Source organism: Amycolatopsis sp. NPDC004378, assembly GCF_053602455.1.
Genome location: NZ_JBSGDR010000010.1, coordinates 37,271 through 53,732 on the forward strand (window position 1 = coordinate 37,271; position 16,462 = coordinate 53,732).

At 71.1% G+C, this 16,462-nt stretch carries 13 protein-coding genes; 7 read left to right on the forward strand and 6 right to left on the reverse strand.

Annotated features, from left to right (window positions below; genetic code table 11):
- Positions 1–147: 147 nt before the first annotated feature.
- Entirely contained in the window at positions 148–1,752 is a 1,605-nt protein-coding gene (locus ACWEN0_RS27020; RefSeq protein WP_451979137.1) for a DEAD/DEAH box helicase, read from the reverse strand.
- Positions 1,753–1,988: 236 nt separating this feature from the next.
- On the opposite strand from ACWEN0_RS27020, the gene ACWEN0_RS27025 reads away from it, so the two are divergent.
- Genes ACWEN0_RS27025 through ACWEN0_RS27040 form a run of 4 tightly spaced genes read left to right on the forward strand, consistent with a single transcriptional unit; the run spans position 1,989 to position 5,568 of the window.
- Positions 1,989–3,695, forward strand: a complete 1,707-nt coding sequence (locus ACWEN0_RS27025) for an acyl-CoA dehydrogenase (protein WP_451979140.1) — start codon at positions 1,989–1,991, stop codon at positions 3,693–3,695.
- 41 nt (positions 3,696–3,736) lie between these two features.
- Complete coding sequence (locus ACWEN0_RS27030; protein WP_451979143.1) at positions 3,737–4,507, forward strand: 2-keto-4-pentenoate hydratase; 771 nt, start codon at positions 3,737–3,739, stop codon at positions 4,505–4,507.
- A gap of 29 nt (positions 4,508–4,536) precedes the next feature.
- Positions 4,537–5,145, forward strand: a complete 609-nt coding sequence (locus ACWEN0_RS27035; RefSeq protein ID WP_451979146.1) for a VOC family protein — start codon at positions 4,537–4,539, stop codon at positions 5,143–5,145.
- A 9-nt stretch (positions 5,146–5,154) separates the two neighbouring features.
- A complete protein-coding gene (locus tag ACWEN0_RS27040; protein ID WP_451979148.1) occupies positions 5,155–5,568 on the forward strand; it encodes a hypothetical protein in 414 nt (137 codons plus the stop codon).
- Positions 5,569–5,626: 58 nt separating this feature from the next.
- Here the strand turns inward: ACWEN0_RS27040 and ACWEN0_RS27045 are convergent, their stop codons facing one another.
- Positions 5,627–7,987 (reverse strand): Tex family protein, encoded by a 2,361-nt coding sequence (locus tag ACWEN0_RS27045; protein ID WP_451979150.1) that lies wholly within the window; start codon positions 7,985–7,987, stop codon positions 5,627–5,629.
- A gap of 145 nt (positions 7,988–8,132) precedes the next feature.
- Here ACWEN0_RS27045 and ACWEN0_RS27050 point away from each other — a divergent pair, with 145 nt between their 5' ends.
- Together ACWEN0_RS27050 and ACWEN0_RS27055 are read left to right on the forward strand one after the other, a co-directional pair.
- Entirely contained in the window at positions 8,133–9,608 is a 1,476-nt protein-coding gene (locus ACWEN0_RS27050; protein WP_451979153.1) for a chitinase, read from the forward strand.
- A 63-nt stretch (positions 9,609–9,671) separates the two neighbouring features.
- Positions 9,672–10,088: a DUF6578 domain-containing protein gene (locus tag ACWEN0_RS27055; protein ID WP_451979156.1), complete on the forward strand. Its 417-nt coding sequence runs from the start codon at positions 9,672–9,674 to the stop codon at positions 10,086–10,088.
- Positions 10,089–10,296: 208 nt separating this feature from the next.
- Here the strand turns inward: ACWEN0_RS27055 and ACWEN0_RS27060 are convergent, their stop codons facing one another.
- The 3 genes from ACWEN0_RS27060 to ACWEN0_RS27070 form a co-directional block, all read right to left on the reverse strand.
- Positions 10,297–11,955, reverse strand: coding sequence for a GMC oxidoreductase (locus ACWEN0_RS27060; protein WP_451979159.1), 1,659 nt, complete (start codon positions 11,953–11,955; stop codon positions 10,297–10,299).
- Entirely contained in the window at positions 11,955–13,415 is a 1,461-nt protein-coding gene (locus ACWEN0_RS27065) for a flavin-containing monooxygenase (protein ID WP_451979162.1), read from the reverse strand. Before ACWEN0_RS27065 ends, ACWEN0_RS27060 begins: the two co-directional genes overlap by 1 nt.
- Before the next feature lie 74 nt (positions 13,416–13,489).
- Positions 13,490–14,587 carry a winged helix DNA-binding domain-containing protein gene (locus tag ACWEN0_RS27070; protein WP_451979165.1) on the reverse strand — a complete coding sequence of 366 codons (1,098 nt, stop codon included), beginning with the start codon at positions 14,585–14,587 and terminating at the stop codon, positions 13,490–13,492.
- An 80-nt stretch (positions 14,588–14,667) separates the two neighbouring features.
- Here ACWEN0_RS27070 and ACWEN0_RS27075 point away from each other — a divergent pair, with 80 nt between their 5' ends.
- Positions 14,668–15,723, forward strand: a complete 1,056-nt coding sequence (locus ACWEN0_RS27075) for an AraC family transcriptional regulator (RefSeq protein WP_451979168.1) — start codon at positions 14,668–14,670, stop codon at positions 15,721–15,723.
- On the opposite strand, the gene ACWEN0_RS27080 is transcribed toward ACWEN0_RS27075, so the two are convergent.
- Complete coding sequence (locus ACWEN0_RS27080; protein ID WP_451979171.1) at positions 15,644–16,315, reverse strand: TetR/AcrR family transcriptional regulator; 672 nt, start codon at positions 16,313–16,315, stop codon at positions 15,644–15,646. The genes ACWEN0_RS27075 and ACWEN0_RS27080 overlap by 80 nt on opposite strands.
- Positions 16,316–16,462 lie beyond the last annotated feature (147 nt).

Consider the following 16,462-nt stretch of genomic DNA (forward strand, 5'->3'; position numbering starts at 1 on the left):
CGGTCGCTGGATGCCGCAGTCGGCCGTGCCCGGGGGAGGGGGTGGCTGGCTGAGTTTGCGGCCTCGGCGCGGGTGCGGGCGGGAACGCGGTCGCTGAACGCCGCAGCCGGCCGCGCCCGGGGGAGGGCGTGGCCGGCTGCGTGGTGTCTAGCGGCCTCGACGAGCTCCAGCGCGGGTGCCGGCCGAGAACGCGGCCGCGCCGCCGCTCCGGCGGTTGCCCGCCGTGCCGCCGCCCGAAGCCGCGGCTCCGCCGGACCGGCGGGCACCCGAGGCGGTGGCCCCGTCGGACCGGCGGGCGGCACCCGCGGCCCCGCCGGAACGCCGGGCGCCGCCGGATGCGGGCTCGCCGGACCGGCGGCCGCCCCCGGAAGCAGCCGCGCCGGCGCGGCGCGACGCTGCCGTGCCGCGGCCGGAGTTCTGCTGGTCCTCGCGCCGCGCCTGGCCGTTCGCCCGGGAGCGCTGGCCGCCGCGGTTCTCCTTCGGCGTCGCCGGGGCGCCTCGGCGTCCGCGGCCCGTGCCCGGCGCCGCGCCGGATGCCGTGACCTTCTTCGGCCGGTTGTCCACCGGCGGTCGCTTCGGGGAGGCCGTGAACGACCGCTCGCCCGGGGCCAGCTCCGCCAGCAGCGGGTGACCCGGGCCGAGCTGGGTCGTCGTCGGCTTGATGCCCGCCTTGCGGGTCAGGTCGCGGACGTCGCGGACCTGCGCGTCCGTCATCAGCGTCACGACCGTGCCCGAGGCCCCGGCGCGAGCCGTGCGGCCGGAGCGGTGCAGGTACGCCTTGTGCTCGACCGGCGGGTCGGCGTGGATGACCAGGCGGACGTCGTCGACGTGGATGCCGCGCGCCGCGATGTCCGTGGCCACGAGCGTGCGAGCCGTCCCCGACGAGAACGCCTCGAGGTTGCGCGTGCGGGCGTTCTGGCCCAGGTTGCCGTGCAGCTCCACCGCCGGCACGCCCGCCGCCAGCAGCTTCCGCGTCAGCGCCTTCGCGCGGCTCTTCGTCCGCGTGAACACCAGGGTGCGGCCCGGCGCCGCGGTCAGGTCGACCAGCACCGGCAGCCGGTGGGTCTCCTCGAGGTGCAGGACGTGGTGCTCCATCGTCGTCACCGGCGACTGCGCCGAGTCGACGCTGTGCAGCACCGGGTCGTCCATGAACCGCTTGACCAGCACGTCGACGCCGTTGTCCAGGGTCGCGGAGAACAGCAGCCGCTGCCCGCGCGAGGGCGTCGCGTCCATGATCCGCCGGACCTCGGGCAGGAAGCCCAGGTCGGCCATGTGGTCGGCCTCGTCCAGCACGGTGATCTCGACGGCGTCGAGCTTCACGTGCCCGGAGCGCATGTGGTCGGCGAGCCGGCCGGGGCAGGCGACGACGATGTCGACGCCGTCACGCAGCCGCGTGATCTGCGGGTTCGCGCTGACGCCGCCGAAGATCGTGGTCGCCTTGAGGCCCAGCGGCTTCGCCAGCGGCAGGATCGACGCCTCGATCTGCGTCGCGAGCTCGCGGGTCGGCGCCAGGATCAGCGCACGCGGACGGCCCGGCTTGCGGCGCGTCGGGCCCGCGGCGAGGCGGGCCAGCACGGGCAGGACGAAGCCGTAGGTCTTGCCGGAGCCGGTCCGGCCGCGGCCGAGCACGTCACGCCCGGCGAGGGTGTGCGGCAGGGTCGCCGCCTGGATCGGGAAGGGCTCGGTGACGCCCTGGGCGGCCAGCGCGTCCACCAGGGTGGCGGGCAGGCCGAGTTCAGCAAAAGTGCTCATAAGTCAGTGCGGGCGCGCTAAACGCCCTGGTCTCCATAACCTGAGAAGGGTTGTCCTGCCCGGCGCAGACCGGTCAACGGCCGCGGCGCGTGGTAGTCGACAACAGCAGCGGGCCGAGGCAGAACTGAGCGGCCCGCATGATCAGTGTACCGAACGAAGGTGACATACCCCCAGTGAGATTGCCCGCACTCTGGGAGCCTTGCTAAGTTACCGGTCGGTAATCGAGGAGGACGACCATGCTGCTGAACCCGCACGAGTACGACCCGGCCCACTTCGACGCGGAAACGCGCCGGTTGCTCCGGGCCACCATCGACTGGTTCGAGCAGCGTGGCAAGGCGAAGCTGACCGAGGACTACCACAACCGCACCTTCTACGCGGACTTCCTCGAGTTCGCGGGCAAGGAAGGCCTCTTCTCGACCTTCCTGACGCCCGCCGCGAACGCCGACGGCAACCCGGACAAGCGCTGGGACACCGCCCGCGTCGCCGCCCTCTCGGAAATCCTCGGTTTCTACGGGCTGAACTACTGGTACCCGTGGCAGGTCACGATCCTCGGCCTCGGCCCGGTGTGGCAGAGCGCCAACGCGGACGCCCGCAAGCGCGCGGCGGACGCCCTCGACGCGGGCGGGGTCGGCGCGTTCGGACTGTCCGAAAAGGATCACGGCGCCGACATCTACTCCTCGGACCTGGTCCTCACCCAGGACGGCGACGGCTACCGCGCCACCGGCTCGAAGTACTACATCGGCAACGGCAACTGTGCGCGCACGGTGTCGGTCTTCGGCCGCATCGACGGCGTCGAAGGCCCCGACCAGTACGTCTTCTTCTACGCCGACTCCGAGCACCCGAACTACCACGTGGTGAAGAACGTGGTGCCGTCGCAGATGTACGTCGCCGAGTTCCGGCTCGAGGACTACCCGGTGCGCGCCGAGGACATCCTGCACGTCGGTGCCGAAGCGTTCAGCGCCGCGCTGAACACCGTCAACATCGGCAAGTTCAACCTCTGCTTCGGCGGCATCGGCATGGCGACGCACTCGCTGTACGAGGCCGTCACCCACGCGCACAACCGCGTCCTCTACGGCAACCCCGTCACGGACTTCCCGCACGTGCGCCGCGAGTTCGTCGAGGCGTACGCGCGGCTGACGGCGATGAAGCTGTTCTCCGACCGCGCTGTCGACTACTTCCGCAGTGCGAACCCGGACGACCGCCGCTACCTGCTCTTCAACCCGATCACCAAGATGAAGGTGACGACCGAGGCGCAGAAGGTGATCGGCCTGCTCGCCGACGTCGTGGCGGCCAAGGGCTTCGAAGCGGACACCTACCTCGCGATGTCCAAGAACGACATCGACGGCCTGCCGAAGCTCGAAGGCACGGTGGCGGTGAACCTCGCGCTCATCGCGAAGTTCATGCCCGCCTACCTGTTCGCTCCGCAGGAGTACGCGCCGGTCGGCACGCGCACCGACGCCGCGGACGACGAGTTCCTCTTCCGCCAGGGCCCGGCGCGCGGCCTGTCGAAGGTCCGGTTCCACGACTGGAAGACCGCCTACGCCGAGGCTGCGCACATCCCGAACGTCGCGCTGTTCACCGAGCAGGCCGGCTACCTCGTCAAGCTGCTCACCGAGGCCGCGCCCGGCGAGGACCAGCAGAAGGACCTCGACTTCGGGCTCGCGCTGACCGAGCTGTTCACGCTGATCGTGTACGGCCAGCTGATCCTGGAGCAGGCGCGGATCACCGGTCTGGACGCCGAGGTCGTCGACCAGATCTTCGCCGTGCTGGTGCAGGACTTCAGCGCCGCGGCGGTGGACCTCAACGGCAAGGCGAGCTCGACCGACGCCCAGCAGGCGATCGCCTTGGCCGCGGTGCGCAAGCCGGTCGTCGACGCGGAGCGCTTCGAGAACGTCTGGGCGCGCGTTCGCGAGCTTTCCGGGACCTACGCGATGAACCCGTAAGCCGATCGACACCCGGTCTTCCGGTTGGCAAGATCACCTGGGTGAACCCTGAGCGGGCAGCGGAGCTGATCTGGGACGCCTGGCAGACCGGAGAACGGCTCGACGGCCTGCCCGCCGACGCCCGCCCGTGCGACCTCGCCGAGGGCATGGCTGCGCAGGCAGCGCTCGCCGAGCTGGCCGGGCCGGTGTCCGGCTGGAAGATCGCCGCGACCACCGTTTACGCCCGGCAGTACCTCGACGTTCCGGGTCCGCTGCCGGGCGTGATGTTCGAGCGGTTCCGGCACGCCGAGGGCGAGCCGGTGCCGGCCGACACCCTGACCATGGGCGTCGCCGAGCCCGAGTTCGCCTTCCGGCTCAAGGCCGATCCCGGCCCGTCGCCGTCGCTGACGGCGTTGCTCGACGCGGTCGACACGATGTTCCTCGCCGTCGAACTGCCGGACAGCCGCTACACGGACCACCAGCACGCGGGCGGTCCGCAACTGCTCGCGGACGTGGCGTGCGCGGGCCGGTTCGTCGAAGGCCGGGCGGTGCCGGGCTGGCGCGACCTCGACCTGCCGCGGCAGCCGGTCGTCCTGCACGCCGACGGCGCGGAGTTCTCGCGCGGCAGCGGCAGCCTGGTGCTCGGCGACCCGCGCCTGGCGCTGCACTGGCTGGCGATGGACCTGCCGCGGCACGGCCGGTCGCTGCGCCCGGGCGACGTCGTGACGACCGGGACGGCCACCCCGCCGTGCCCGATCCGCGCCGGCGGGCACGTGGTCGCCGACTTCGGGCCGCTGGGCTGCGTGGAGGTGCGGTTCGCGGGGGGAGGGTAATTCGGCGGTTCCGGGGCTATCGTCGGCGCGTGGGCGAGCGCGGCAGGCCACGGCACCCGGACCGGCTGACCCCCGCCGAGTGGCGGGTGGTCGACGCGGTCCGGCACGGCCTGACCAACCGCGAGATCGCGCGGCGGCGCGGCACCAGCCAGGACGCCGTGAAGTTCCACGTCGGCAACGCCGTCCGCAAGCTCGGCCTGACCGGGCGCGCGGAGCTGCGCGCGTGGCGTGGCGCCCCGGTGGACAGCGCACTGGGCCGGGCTTCCGGGGAGGAACCGATGCTGGGACCGATCGGGCAGGTTTCGCGGACCGTCGCGGACCTCGGCCGGGCGAAGGCGTTCTACGGGGACGTGCTCGGCCTGGACCACCTCTACACGTTCGGGGACTTGGCGTTCTTCGACTGCGACGGCGTCCGGTTGTTCCTGACGGCCGGGGAGCCGAACGGCCCGGAATCGGTGCTGTACTTCAAGGTCCCGGACATCGACGCGGCGTACGACACCCTGCGCGAGCGCGGGGTCGAGTTCCTCGGCGCGCCGCACCGGATCTTCCGGCACGAGTCCGGGGTGGAGGAGTGGATGGCGTTCTTCACCGATCCCGACGGCCATCCGACGGCGCTCATGAGCCAGCTCCCTGGCTAGAGTGACCGGGTGCTGACGTTCCGTGCCGGGTTCTTCGCGCTCGCCGCGGTCGTGCTGCTGCTCGACGCCGGGCTCTGGTGGTTCGGCCGCAGCCAGCACCAGACGACCGCCCGGATCGGGTTCCTCGTCGCGTTCGTGCTGCTGCTGGCCCTGCTCGCGCTGGCCGCCGGGCTGGTGCGCTGGGAGGTCGCGGCCCCGCTGGGCGCGGCGTCGACGTCGGGCCTGTTCTTCGTCGGCGCGGCGGCGATCTTCAGCGTGGGCTTCGGGTTCCTGCTGGCCGCGGTGGTCGAGGCGGCCCTCGTGCGCCGCCTGGTGCTCGACGCCTCTCCGGTCGGCTGGCGCGGCGGGACCTGGCTGATCAGCTCGTCGGCCGCCGTGGTGCCGGCGGTGCTGTTCGCGGTCGGTCTGGCGACGCTCCGCTGATCCGGGCCGCCACACGAAAGGCGGGCCACCCGAGGATGACCCGCCTTCCGCCGTTGTCCTACTTGCCGAACCCGGCCCGCCGCAGGGCGTCGGCCATGGAGCCGCTCGCGGCGGAGTTGCCGCCGCGGTCCCGGCCGCCGCCACCGCGCTGGCCGCCGCCGGAGCCGCCGCGACGCTGACCGCCGCCGCCCCCGCCCTGGCCGCGGTCCCGGCCGCCGCGGTTGCCGGACGGCGCGCCCGGCTCGTCGTCCAGCCGCAGCGTCAGGGAAATCCGCTTCCGCGGCACGTCGACGTCGAGCACCTTGACCTTCACGATGTCCCCGGGCTTCACGACCTCCCGCGGGTCCTTCACGAAGTTTTTCGACAGCGCCGAGACGTGCGCGAGGCCGTCCTGGTGCACGCCGACGTCGATGAACGCGCCGAACGCCGCCACGTTCGTGACGACGCCTTCGAGCCGCATCCCGGGCTTCAGGTCGCCGATCTTGTCGACGCCCTCGGCGAACGTCGCCGTCTTGAACGCCGGGCGCGGGTCGCGGCCCGGCTTCTCCAGCTCGGCCAGGATGTCCGTCACCGTCGGGAGGCCGAACGTGTCGTCGACGAACTCCGCCGGCTTCAACGAGGACAGCGTCCGGGTGTTGCCGATCAGCGAGCGCAGGTCGGTGCCGGTCGTCGACAGGATGCGCCGAACCACCGGGTACGCCTCTGGGTGCACCGAGGACGAGTCGAGCGGGTCGTCGCCGTCCGGGATGCGCAGGAAGCCCGCGCACTGCTCGAACGCCTTCGGCCCGAGCCGCGCGACCTCCTTCAGCGCCACGCGGGAGCGGAACGGCCCGTTCGTGTCGCGGTGGGAAACGATGTTCTCGGCCAGCCCGGTCGTGATGCCCGAGACGCGGGTCAGCAGCGGCGCGGACGCCGTGTTGACGTCGACGCCGACCGCGTTCACGCAGTCCTCGACCACCGCGTCGAGCGAGCGCGACAGCGACACCTCGGAGAGGTCGTGCTGGTACTGCCCGACGCCGATCGACTTCGGGTCGATCTTCACCAGCTCGGCCAGGGGGTCCTGCAGCCGCCGCGCGATCGAGACCGCGCCGCGCAGTGAGACGTCCATGGTCGGCAGTTCCTGCGAAGCGAACGCCGACGCCGAGTACACCGAAGCGCCCGCCTCGGAGACCACGGCCTTCGTCAGCTTCAGCTCGGGGTGCTTCTTGATCAGCTCCTGGGCGAGCTTGTCCGTCTCGCGGGACGCCGTGCCGTTGCCGATCGAGATCAGCTCGACCTGGTGCCGCGCGCACAGCGCCGCGAGCTCGGCGATGGACTGGTCCCACTTGTTCGCCGGCTGGTGCGGGTAGATGACGTGGGTGTCGACGACCTTGCCGGTCGCGTCCACGACCGCCACCTTGACGCCGGTCCGGAAGCCGGGGTCGAGGCCCAGCGTGGCGCGGGTGCCGGCGGGGGCGGCGAGCAGCAGGTCTCGCAGGTTGGCCGCGAAGACGCGCACGGCGTCGTCCTCGGCCGCCTGGCGCAGCCGCATCCGCAGGTCGATGCCCAGGTGCAGGAGGATCTTGGTGCGCCACGCCCAGCGCACGGTGTCGCCGAGCCACTTGTCGCCCGGGCGGCCCTGCTGCGTGATGCCGAACTTCGCGGCGATGCGCTGCTCGTACTCGGTCGGCCCCACCTGCGGCTCGTCGGAGGGCTCCTCGGGCGCCATCGTCAGGTCGAGGACCTCCTCCTTCTCGCCGCGCAGCATCGCGAGGATCCGGTGCGAGGGGAGCTTGGTGTAGGGCTCGGAGAAGTCGAAGTAGTCGGAGAACTTCGCGCCTTCTTCCTCCTTGCCCGAGCGGACCTTGGCGACCAGGTGGCCCTGGCCCCACATCTTCTCGCGCAGCTCGCCGATCAGGTCGGCGTCCTCGGCGAAGCGCTCGACGAGGATCGCGCGGGCGCCGTCGAGCGCCGCCTGCGCGTCCGCGACGCCCTTGTCGGCGTCGACGAACACCGCGGCCGCGGCCTGCGGGTCGGTCGTCGGGTCGTCGAGGAGGCCGTCGGCCAGGGGCTCGAGACCCGCTTCGCGCGCGATCATGGCCTTCGTGCGGCGCTTCGGCTTGTACGGGAGGTAGATGTCCTCCAGGCGCGACTTCGTGTCCGCGGCCAGGATCGACGCCTCGAGGGCTTCGTCGAGCTTGCCCTGGCTCCGGATCGACTCCAGCACGGCGAGCCGGCGCTCGTCGAGCTCCCGCAGGTAGCGCAGCCGCTCCTCGAGCGTGCGCAGCTGCGCGTCGTCGAGCATGCCCGTGACTTCCTTGCGGTACCGCGCGATGAAGGGCACGGTCGAACCGCCGTCGAGCAGCTCGACGGCGGCCTTGACCTGTCCTTCGCGCACGCCCAGTTCTTCGGCGATCTTCTGCTCGACCGACACGCTCACTGCTACACGCTCCCGCTTCGCCTGGTTCCGATCGTCTCATTCTGCCGTTTCGGCCGCCCCGACTTTCGGATGGGGCTCCTTGACAATCAGATTGGTCTAGTCCATTTTGTGGTGACCTGCCTCACCACCGTCGTGGAGGTCGCCCGTGGTCCCCAAGGTTCGTCTAGCACTCCTGTCGTTACTTTCCGTGGTCGCGCTGAGTCTCGGCGTGACGTTCGTCCTCGCCGGCAACGCTTCGGCGGCGAACATCCTGGCCAACCCCGGCTTCGAGGCCGGTACCACGGGCTGGACGTGCACCGCGGTGCCGACCGCCGTGAGCACGCCGGTCCACAGCGGCAGCCGCGCGCTGAGCGCGACGCCGACGTCGTCGGACAACGCGCAGTGCTCGCAGACGCTGACCGTCTCCGCGAACACGGCTTACAAGCTGTCGGCTTGGGTCCAGGGCAGCTACGTCTACCTGGGTGTTTCCGGCTCGGCGACGACCAGCACGTGGACGCCGGGCACCAGCGGCTACCAGCAGCTGTCGCTGAGCTTCACGACCGGCTCGAGCACGTCGCTGACCGTGTACCTGCACGGCTGGTACGGCCAGCCGACGTACTACGCCGACGACGTCAGCCTCGACGGCCCGGGCACCCCGCCGCCGACGACGCCGACCACCCCCACCACGCCGACGACCCCGCCGACCACCACCACTCCGCCGACGACGACCACGCCGCCGCCGACGCAGAGTGACCTGCCGAAGCACGTCCTGACGGGCTACTGGCAGAACTTCTACAACGGCGCGAAGGCGCTGAAGCTGGCGGACGTCCCGACGACGTACAACATCATCGCGGTGTCCTTCGCGGACGCCACGGGCACGCCGGGCGCGGTGAGCTTCACGCTCGACTCAGGCCTGTCGTCGCAGCTCGGCGGCTACACGGACGCGCAGTTCAAGGCGGACATCAAGACGGTCCAGGCGCGCGGCCAGAAGGTCATCATCTCGGTGGGCGGCCAGAACGGCACGATCAGCGTCAGCGATTCGACGTCGGCGAACAACTTCGCCAACAGCGTCAAGACGCTGATCTCGAACTACGGCTTCGACGGCGTCGACATCGACCTCGAGAACGGCATCAACGCGACGTACATGGGCCAGGCGCTGCGCAGCATCTACAACGGCGGCGGCAAGGTCATCACGATGGCCCCGCAGACGATCGACATGCAGTCCACGCAGGGCGGCTACTTCCAGCTCGCGCTGGGTATCAAGGACATCCTGACGATCGTCAACATGCAGTACTACAACTCGGGTTCGATGAACGGCTGCAACGGCAACGTCTACTCGCAGGGCACGGTCGACTTCCTGACGGCGCTGGCCTGCATCCAGCTCCAGGGCGGCCTGCGGGCGGACCAGGTGGGCCTGGGCCTCCCGGCGTCGTCCTCGGCAGCCGGCGGCGGCTACCAGGCCCCGGCGAACACGGTGTCGGCGCTGAACTGCCTGGCCCGCGGGACGTCCTGCGGCTCGTTCAAGCCATCGGCGACGTACCCGTCGATCCGCGGCGCGATGACGTGGTCGATCAACTGGGACGCGACGTCGGGGTACGGGTTCGCCAACACGGTGTCGGCCGGCCTCGCGGGCCTGCCGTGACCGTGCGCTGAGGAAAGGCCCTCCCGGAAGCGCGGCCGGGAGGGCCTTCTTCATACTGCGCTGGTGGAGACGACCGTCTGGGTGGACGACTGGCAACTGCAGTGCTGCGGCGAACCGTTCTCGGTGGGTTCACGCGTGCGCTGGCACCTGGTGGCGTCCGATCCGGACTCCCTCGGCGAGGTGCTCGGCGAGGAGGCCGCCGCGCGCGTGCCGTACGCCGAGGAGCACCACGGTTCCGAGAGCGGCGATCCCGTCGAGGCGGTGGTGCGCAGCATCGACGCGGTGCACCACCGGCTCCGGCCGTCGCCGGAGAACCCGCAGTGGCTCGTCCACGTCGAGGATTCCACGGTCCTGCGCCCGGTTCAGCGAGCCGACGGCCGCGAGCCCGAGAGCGACGGGTTGTCCTTCCGCGGGTACCTCGTCGAAGTCGAACTCGGTCACTTCTCGGTCTCGTCGCGGCACGAGTCGTATTCGCCGTGAGCAGGGCCAAGAGGCTGGTGGCCACCGTCAGCAGACCGGAGACGACCGCGAGGACCTGGCCGATGGTCTTCCACTTCTCCTCGGACCGGCGCGGTGGTGGCCCGGACGCGTTCGGGTGGCGGGTCACGGTCACGTCGGGCCTCCGGTCTCCTCGGGAACCGGCTCGGGCCGGTTCACCTGCCCTGAGTCGCCCGGGGACGGGGAACTGCTACACCGGCATGATCGGCAGCCGCAACGCTCCGGGGGCCTCCGGCGGGACTGCCGGGTTCTTCGGGGCCACCGCCGCTACTCGCCGGTACTCCGTGCCCAACGCCGGGCGGGGGTCCGCTTCCCCGTGGTTCGGCCAGAACGCCATCGCCCGCTCCGCCTGGGCCGTGATCGTCAGTGACGGGTTCACGCCCAGGTTCGCCGTGATGGCCGAGCCGTCCACCACGTGCAGGCCCGGGTGCCCGTACAGCCGCTGGTACGGGTCGACCACGCCCGACGCGGGGGAGTCGCCGATCGTGCAGCCGCCGATGAAGTGGCCCGTGATCGGGGTGTTCAGCATGTCCGTCCACGCGCCCTGCGGGAGCCCGCCGATCTTCGAAGCGACCCGGCGGGTCACCTCGTGGCCGGCCGGGATCCACTCCGGGGACGGCGCGCCCGCGCCTTGGCGGGTCGTCATGCGGCGGCCGAACAGGCCTCTTTTCGTGTACGTCGTCACGGAGTTGTCGAGCGTCTGCATCACCAGCAGCCCGATCATCCGCTCCGACCAGTGCCGCGGGTTGTGGATGCGCAGCAGGTCGCGGCGGGAACGCCACAGCTCGCGCAACCCCAGCACCCAGCGCTTGCGGCCCGGCACGCCGTCCACGAGCACCGTCGCCATCAGGCCCATCACGTTGCTGCCGCGCCCGTACCGCACCGGCTCCACGTGCGTCACCGCGTCCGGGTGGATCGACGACGTGATCGCGACGCCTCGCGAATAGTCCGTGTCCTCGCGCAGCGACCGCGCCGCCAGAACCGCCTCGGAGTTCGTGCGGGCCAGGAGCCCGAGCCGCGGGGAGACGTGCGGAAGGGTTCCGGTGTCCCGCATGCGATGCAGCAGCCGTTGCGTCCCCAGCGAAGCCGCCGAGAACACCACTTGCGACGCCGTGAACGTCCGGCGCGAGAAGCCGCCCGTCCGGCGCGTGTCCACCGCGTAGCCGCCCGGGATCGGCCGCACCGAAACCGCGGTGGTCAACGGGTGCACGGAAGCACCGGCCTGCTCGGCCAGGTAGAGGTAGTTCTTCACCGTCGTGTTCTTCGCGCCGACCCGGCACCCGGTCATGCACTCGCCGCACAAGGTGCACGACGAACGCAGGGGGCCGGCGCCGCCGAAGAACGGGTCCACTCCGGACTGTCCGAAGTAGACGCCGACCGGCGTGCGGCGGTACGTGTGGCCGATGCCCATGTCCTCGGCCACGTCCCGGAGCACCCGGTCCGCAGCCGTCGTCGCGGGGTTCTCGACCACGCCCAGCATCCGCTTCGCCTGGTCGTAGTACGGCGCCAGCTCGGACTTCCAGTCCGTGATGTGCGCCCACTGCGGGTCTTCGTAGAACTTGTCCGGCGGCTCGTACAGCGTGTTCGCGTACACCAGCGAACCACCGCCGACGCCGGAGCCGCTCATTACGAACGTGTTCTTCAGCAGCGTCAGCCGCTGGATGCCGAAACACCGCAGCGCGGGCGCCCACAGGTACTTCCGCAGCCGCCACGACGTCTTCGCGAACTCGTCGTCGGCGAACCGGCGGCCGGTCTCCAGCACGCCGACGCGGTAGCCCTTCTCGGTCAGCCGCAACGCCGTGACGCTGCCGCCGAACCCCGAGCCGATCACCAGGACGTCGTAGTCCATCACGCCACCACCCGGTAGTCGCCCACGTCGAGCCGCCGGGTCCGGCGGTCGTACTCGGTGACCAGGCCCGGCCAGTTGGTCGTGACGCGGCCGTCGGCCTGGCGGTACCAGCTCGTGCAGGCACTCCACACGCTGTGGCCGAGCCGCCGCTGCACTTCGTCGTCGTAGCGCTGTTCGACCTCGGGCCGGACCTCCACGAAGGACACTCCCGGCCGCGCCAGCCGTTCCACGGCTTGGCGGATGTACCGCGCCTGCCGCTCGATCATGTAGATGATGGACCCGGCGCCGAGGTTGGTGTTGGGCCCGTAGACGCAGAACATGTTCGGGAACCCGGGCACGGCCATGCCCAGGTAGGCCCGCGCGCCGCCGGACCAGGTGTCCCGCAGCGAACGGCCGCCGCGGCCGGTCACCTCCATCCGGCCGAGGAACTCCGTCGCGGCGAACCCGGTGCCGTAGACCAGGACGTCCGCTTCGAGCTCGGTCCCGTCTTCGACCCGCACGCCGCGCGGCGTGATCGACGAGATCCGCCGCGTCTCGACGTCGACGTCCGGCTGGGCCAGCGCGGGCAGGTAGTCGTTGGTGAAGAGGATCCGCTTGCAGCCCAGGGGGTAGGCCGGCTTCAGCTTCGCGCGCAGCTCCGGGTCCTTGATGTGGCGGCGGCGCAGCTGCGCGGTCCGCAGCTCGAACATCTTCGCCAGCACGGGGTGACGCGTCATCGCGTACGTCGCGTACTCGGCGAGCAGGAAGATCCGCAGCCGGCCGAGCAGCTGCGTCGGCGGCAGGTGCTCGAACAGCCAGTGCTGCCACCGCCGGTAGGTCGGGTCCGACTTCGCCATCACGTAAGGCGGCGTGCGCTGGAAGACCGTGACGTGCTTCGCGTGCTTCCGCAGCTCGGGCACGAACTGGACGGCGCTGGCCCCGGTCCCGATGACCGCGACGCGCTTGCCCGCGAGGTCGACGTCGTGGTCCCAGCGCGCGGAGTGGAAGGCGTCGCCCGCGAAGCTTTCGCGGCCGGGGATGTCGGGCAGCACCGGCCGGGACAGCTGGCCGACGGCGGGGACGAAAACGTTTGCCTCGTACGTTTCGCCCGAGGTTTCGACGCGCCAGACGCCGCGCTCCTCGTCGAACGATGCCCCGGTGACCTCGGTGCCGTAGCGGATGTGGGGTTCGAGGCCGTACTTCGCGATGACGCCCCGCAGGTAGGCGAGGATGTCCGGCTGGTGCGAGAAGCGCTTCGGCCACCGCGGGTTCGGTTCGAAGGAGAACGAATAGAGCGGCGACGGGATGTCGCAGGCGGCGCCGGGGTAGGTGTTGTCCCGCCAGACCCCGCCGGGCGCGTCCGCGCTCTCCAGGATCGTGAAGCCGGTGAACCCGGCGCGCTTCAGCTCGACCGCCGTCCCGATGCCGCCGAACCCGGTGCCCACGATCAGCACCGACGGCTCCTTCGCCGAACTACTCATGCCGGAAAAGCTACGCAGCAGGGGCCTGTGACAACAGGCCACGAACGGTCACTCGATCGAGAATTCCGGCCACGTCACGCCGGCGGGTGGACGCGCACTTCCCGCGTTTCCGCAGCCGGCTCCGCCCAGTCGGCCAGCCGCGAGGCCGCGCTCTCCAACGTCACCAGGTCGCGCTTCGGCAGTTTCTCGAACGGCGAAAGGTCGACCACGGCGGCCTTGCGGGACGTCGTGATCTCCCAGAGCCCGCGAACCTGCCCGCCCACCAGCAAGGTGCCCTTGACCAGCCCGTTCTGCGTGATCACCCGCTTGCGGTACTCGTCGGAGACGATCCGTGTCCGGTCCGCGTACGACAGGATCATCTGGTCGAACGGCCCGAGCAGCCGCGGTGGCGCCGGGACGTCCTCGTCCGGGATCGTCAGCTCCGGCAGGTCCAGCAGCTCGCGCCCGTCCGGGTCGCGGTAGTGCCGCAGGTCCATCGAAGCCGCCACCTCGCCCAGCCGGGTGATGCCCGCCCACGCCTGCACGTCGGCCACCGAAGCCGGTCCGAACGCGCGCAGGTACCGCTTGATCAACGAAGACGGCGAAGGCGGCGCGAGCGGCGAGTCCACCCATGCGTCCAGGCACGCGTAGGTCGTCTGGCCCGCTTTGCCCCAGACGCCCCGGGGTGGGACCTGGACCAGCGGAAGGCGTCCCCGCGCGAGGTGCGTGAGCGACGCCTTGGCGCTGCCCGGCCACTTCTTCGCCAGTTCGGCACCCAGCGCGGTGCCCGACAGCGGCGCGTCGGCGAGCAGGTCCCGCGCCGCCGAGGCGACCTCGGCGTGGTCCAGCGAGGCGAGTTCGCGCGCGTGCAGCGTGTTCGTCTTGAGGTCGCGGTCGTAGAGCACCTGGACGACCGGCCGCCACGCCAGGGCGTCCGCCGCCGTCACGAGGTGGACCGTGCCGCGCATGAGCGCGATCCGCACCACCTGCCGGCTTTCCAGCAGCGAAGCCAGCTCGGTGGGCTGGAACCCGTGCAGCCGCGACCACAGCGCGTAGTACGGCGGGAACGGCGCCTGCGCCTGCAGCCCGGCCAGGTGTGCCACGGCGTCGTACGCGGACATCTTCACGCGGCGCAGCAGCAGCTGGCGCTCCAGCGTCGCACGGGTGAGGGCCCGCCGGCTCAACGTCTCCACGCTCGTCACCCTAACGATCACCCCGGACAGTTCCGGTCCTCGATTCGACGCCGGATCGGCCGTCATCCATACTTCCGGCCATGGCCGAGCTCGCCGCGCCCGCCGTCGGGGACTGGGACTTCCCGCGCGGTACCGCCAGCATCGAGCTGATGACCCGCTTCGCCGCCGACCGCGGGCTGCCCGACGGGAAGCTGCTCGCCGCCACGACGCTTTCGCCGGAGCTGCTCGCCGACCCGTCGGTGCAGGTCGACGCGCGCCAGGAGCTGGCCGTCGTCCGCGCGCTCGCGGAGCTGGACGGTTCGGACGCCACGGCTCTCGAACTCGGGCGCCGCTACCGCGTCAGCACCTTCGGCATCTTCGGCTTCGCCTGCATCAGCAGCCCGACCCTGCGCGACGCGATGCTGTTCGCGCTGCGCTACTTCGACCTCAGCTTCGCGTTCTGCATCCCGCACGTCGAGCTCGAACCCGGCCGGCTGACGCTGGAGCTCGACGACAGCCGCGTGCCCGGCGACGTCGCCCGGTTCCTCGTGCTGCGCGACCTGGCCGCGATCTTCTCCGTCATGCGCGACCTGCTGCCGGAGATCGCGCCGCAGGAGCTGACCTTCCGGCACGATCCGTCCACAGTGGACGCCTACGAGCGGACGTTCGGCCTGAAGCCGCGGTTCGGTGCCGACGCCTGCCGGGCGACGCTCGACCCGGCGCTGCTGACCCGGCCGCTGCCGCAGGCCAACGACCAGACGGTCGCCCTCTGCGCCGCGCAGTGCCAGGTGCTCGTCGAGCGCAGACGCCGGCGTTCGGGCATCGCGCAGCAAGTGCGCGAACGCCTGGTCCGCCTCGGCGGCGTCGACGCCGGCATGGACGAGGTCGCCCGCCAGCTGACGCTCAGCACGCGCACGCTGCGCCGGCGCCTGACCGAGGCCGGCACCAGCTACCGCGCGCTGGTCGACGAAGTCCGCCAGACGCTGGCCGAAGAGCTGCTCGACACCGGCGTGCTGTCGGTCGAGGACGTCGCGTACCGGCTCGGGTACGCCGAAGCGTCGAGCTTCATCTACGCGTTCAAGCGCTGGACCGGGATGACGCCGGCGGCGTTCGCCCGTCGCTTCCGGGCCGCTCGGCAAGCACCGCCGGGTAGGTGACCTTCAGCAGGTTGAGGATCGAGTCGGTGAGGAAGGTGCGCAGCGCCGCGCGGTCGAGCGTGCCGCGGATCAGCCATTCGCGTGACGCCGCCCGCAGCATCCCGCCGAACGACCGGATCATGGCGCGCAGCTCTTCCCGGCCTTCGGTGACGTCGCTCATCAACGCCGCTTCGAGCACGCGATCGGCGGCCACTTCGTCGGCTTCGAGCATGATTCGCTCGATTTCGGGGTCCCGGCCCGCGGATTCGGGGCCGATCACGGTCAGCCAGGCGTCGCGGTTGCGGTCCACGACGTCCATCCACCGCTCGACGCCGATCGCCAGCCGTTGCTCCATCGTGGTGTCCGGCAGCGCTTCGGTGACCGGTGCCGGCACGATCATCAGCTGCCGTACCACTTCCAGGTACAGTTCGCGCTTGCCGCCGAAGTAGTGGTTGATGAGCGGGCGCGCCACGCCGGCGGCCTCCGCTATGTCCGAAGTGGACACCGACGCGTAGCTGCCGGCGCCGAACAGGTGCCGGGCGGCGGCGAGGATTTCCGCACGCCGTTCGGCGGGTTCGAGGCGGCGGCGCCGCGGCCGGGTCCCACTGGTCACCCGCTCAGCCTCGCGGGGGATCGGCACCCTGTCAACAAGTAGTTGACCCGTTGTCAAAAGAGTGACTTCCGGTGGCGGGCAAGCGGTGTTTCGCGCCAACCTTTGTCGTTACGCAACCGGAACAACCCGCCGGTAACTTCCCGGCAC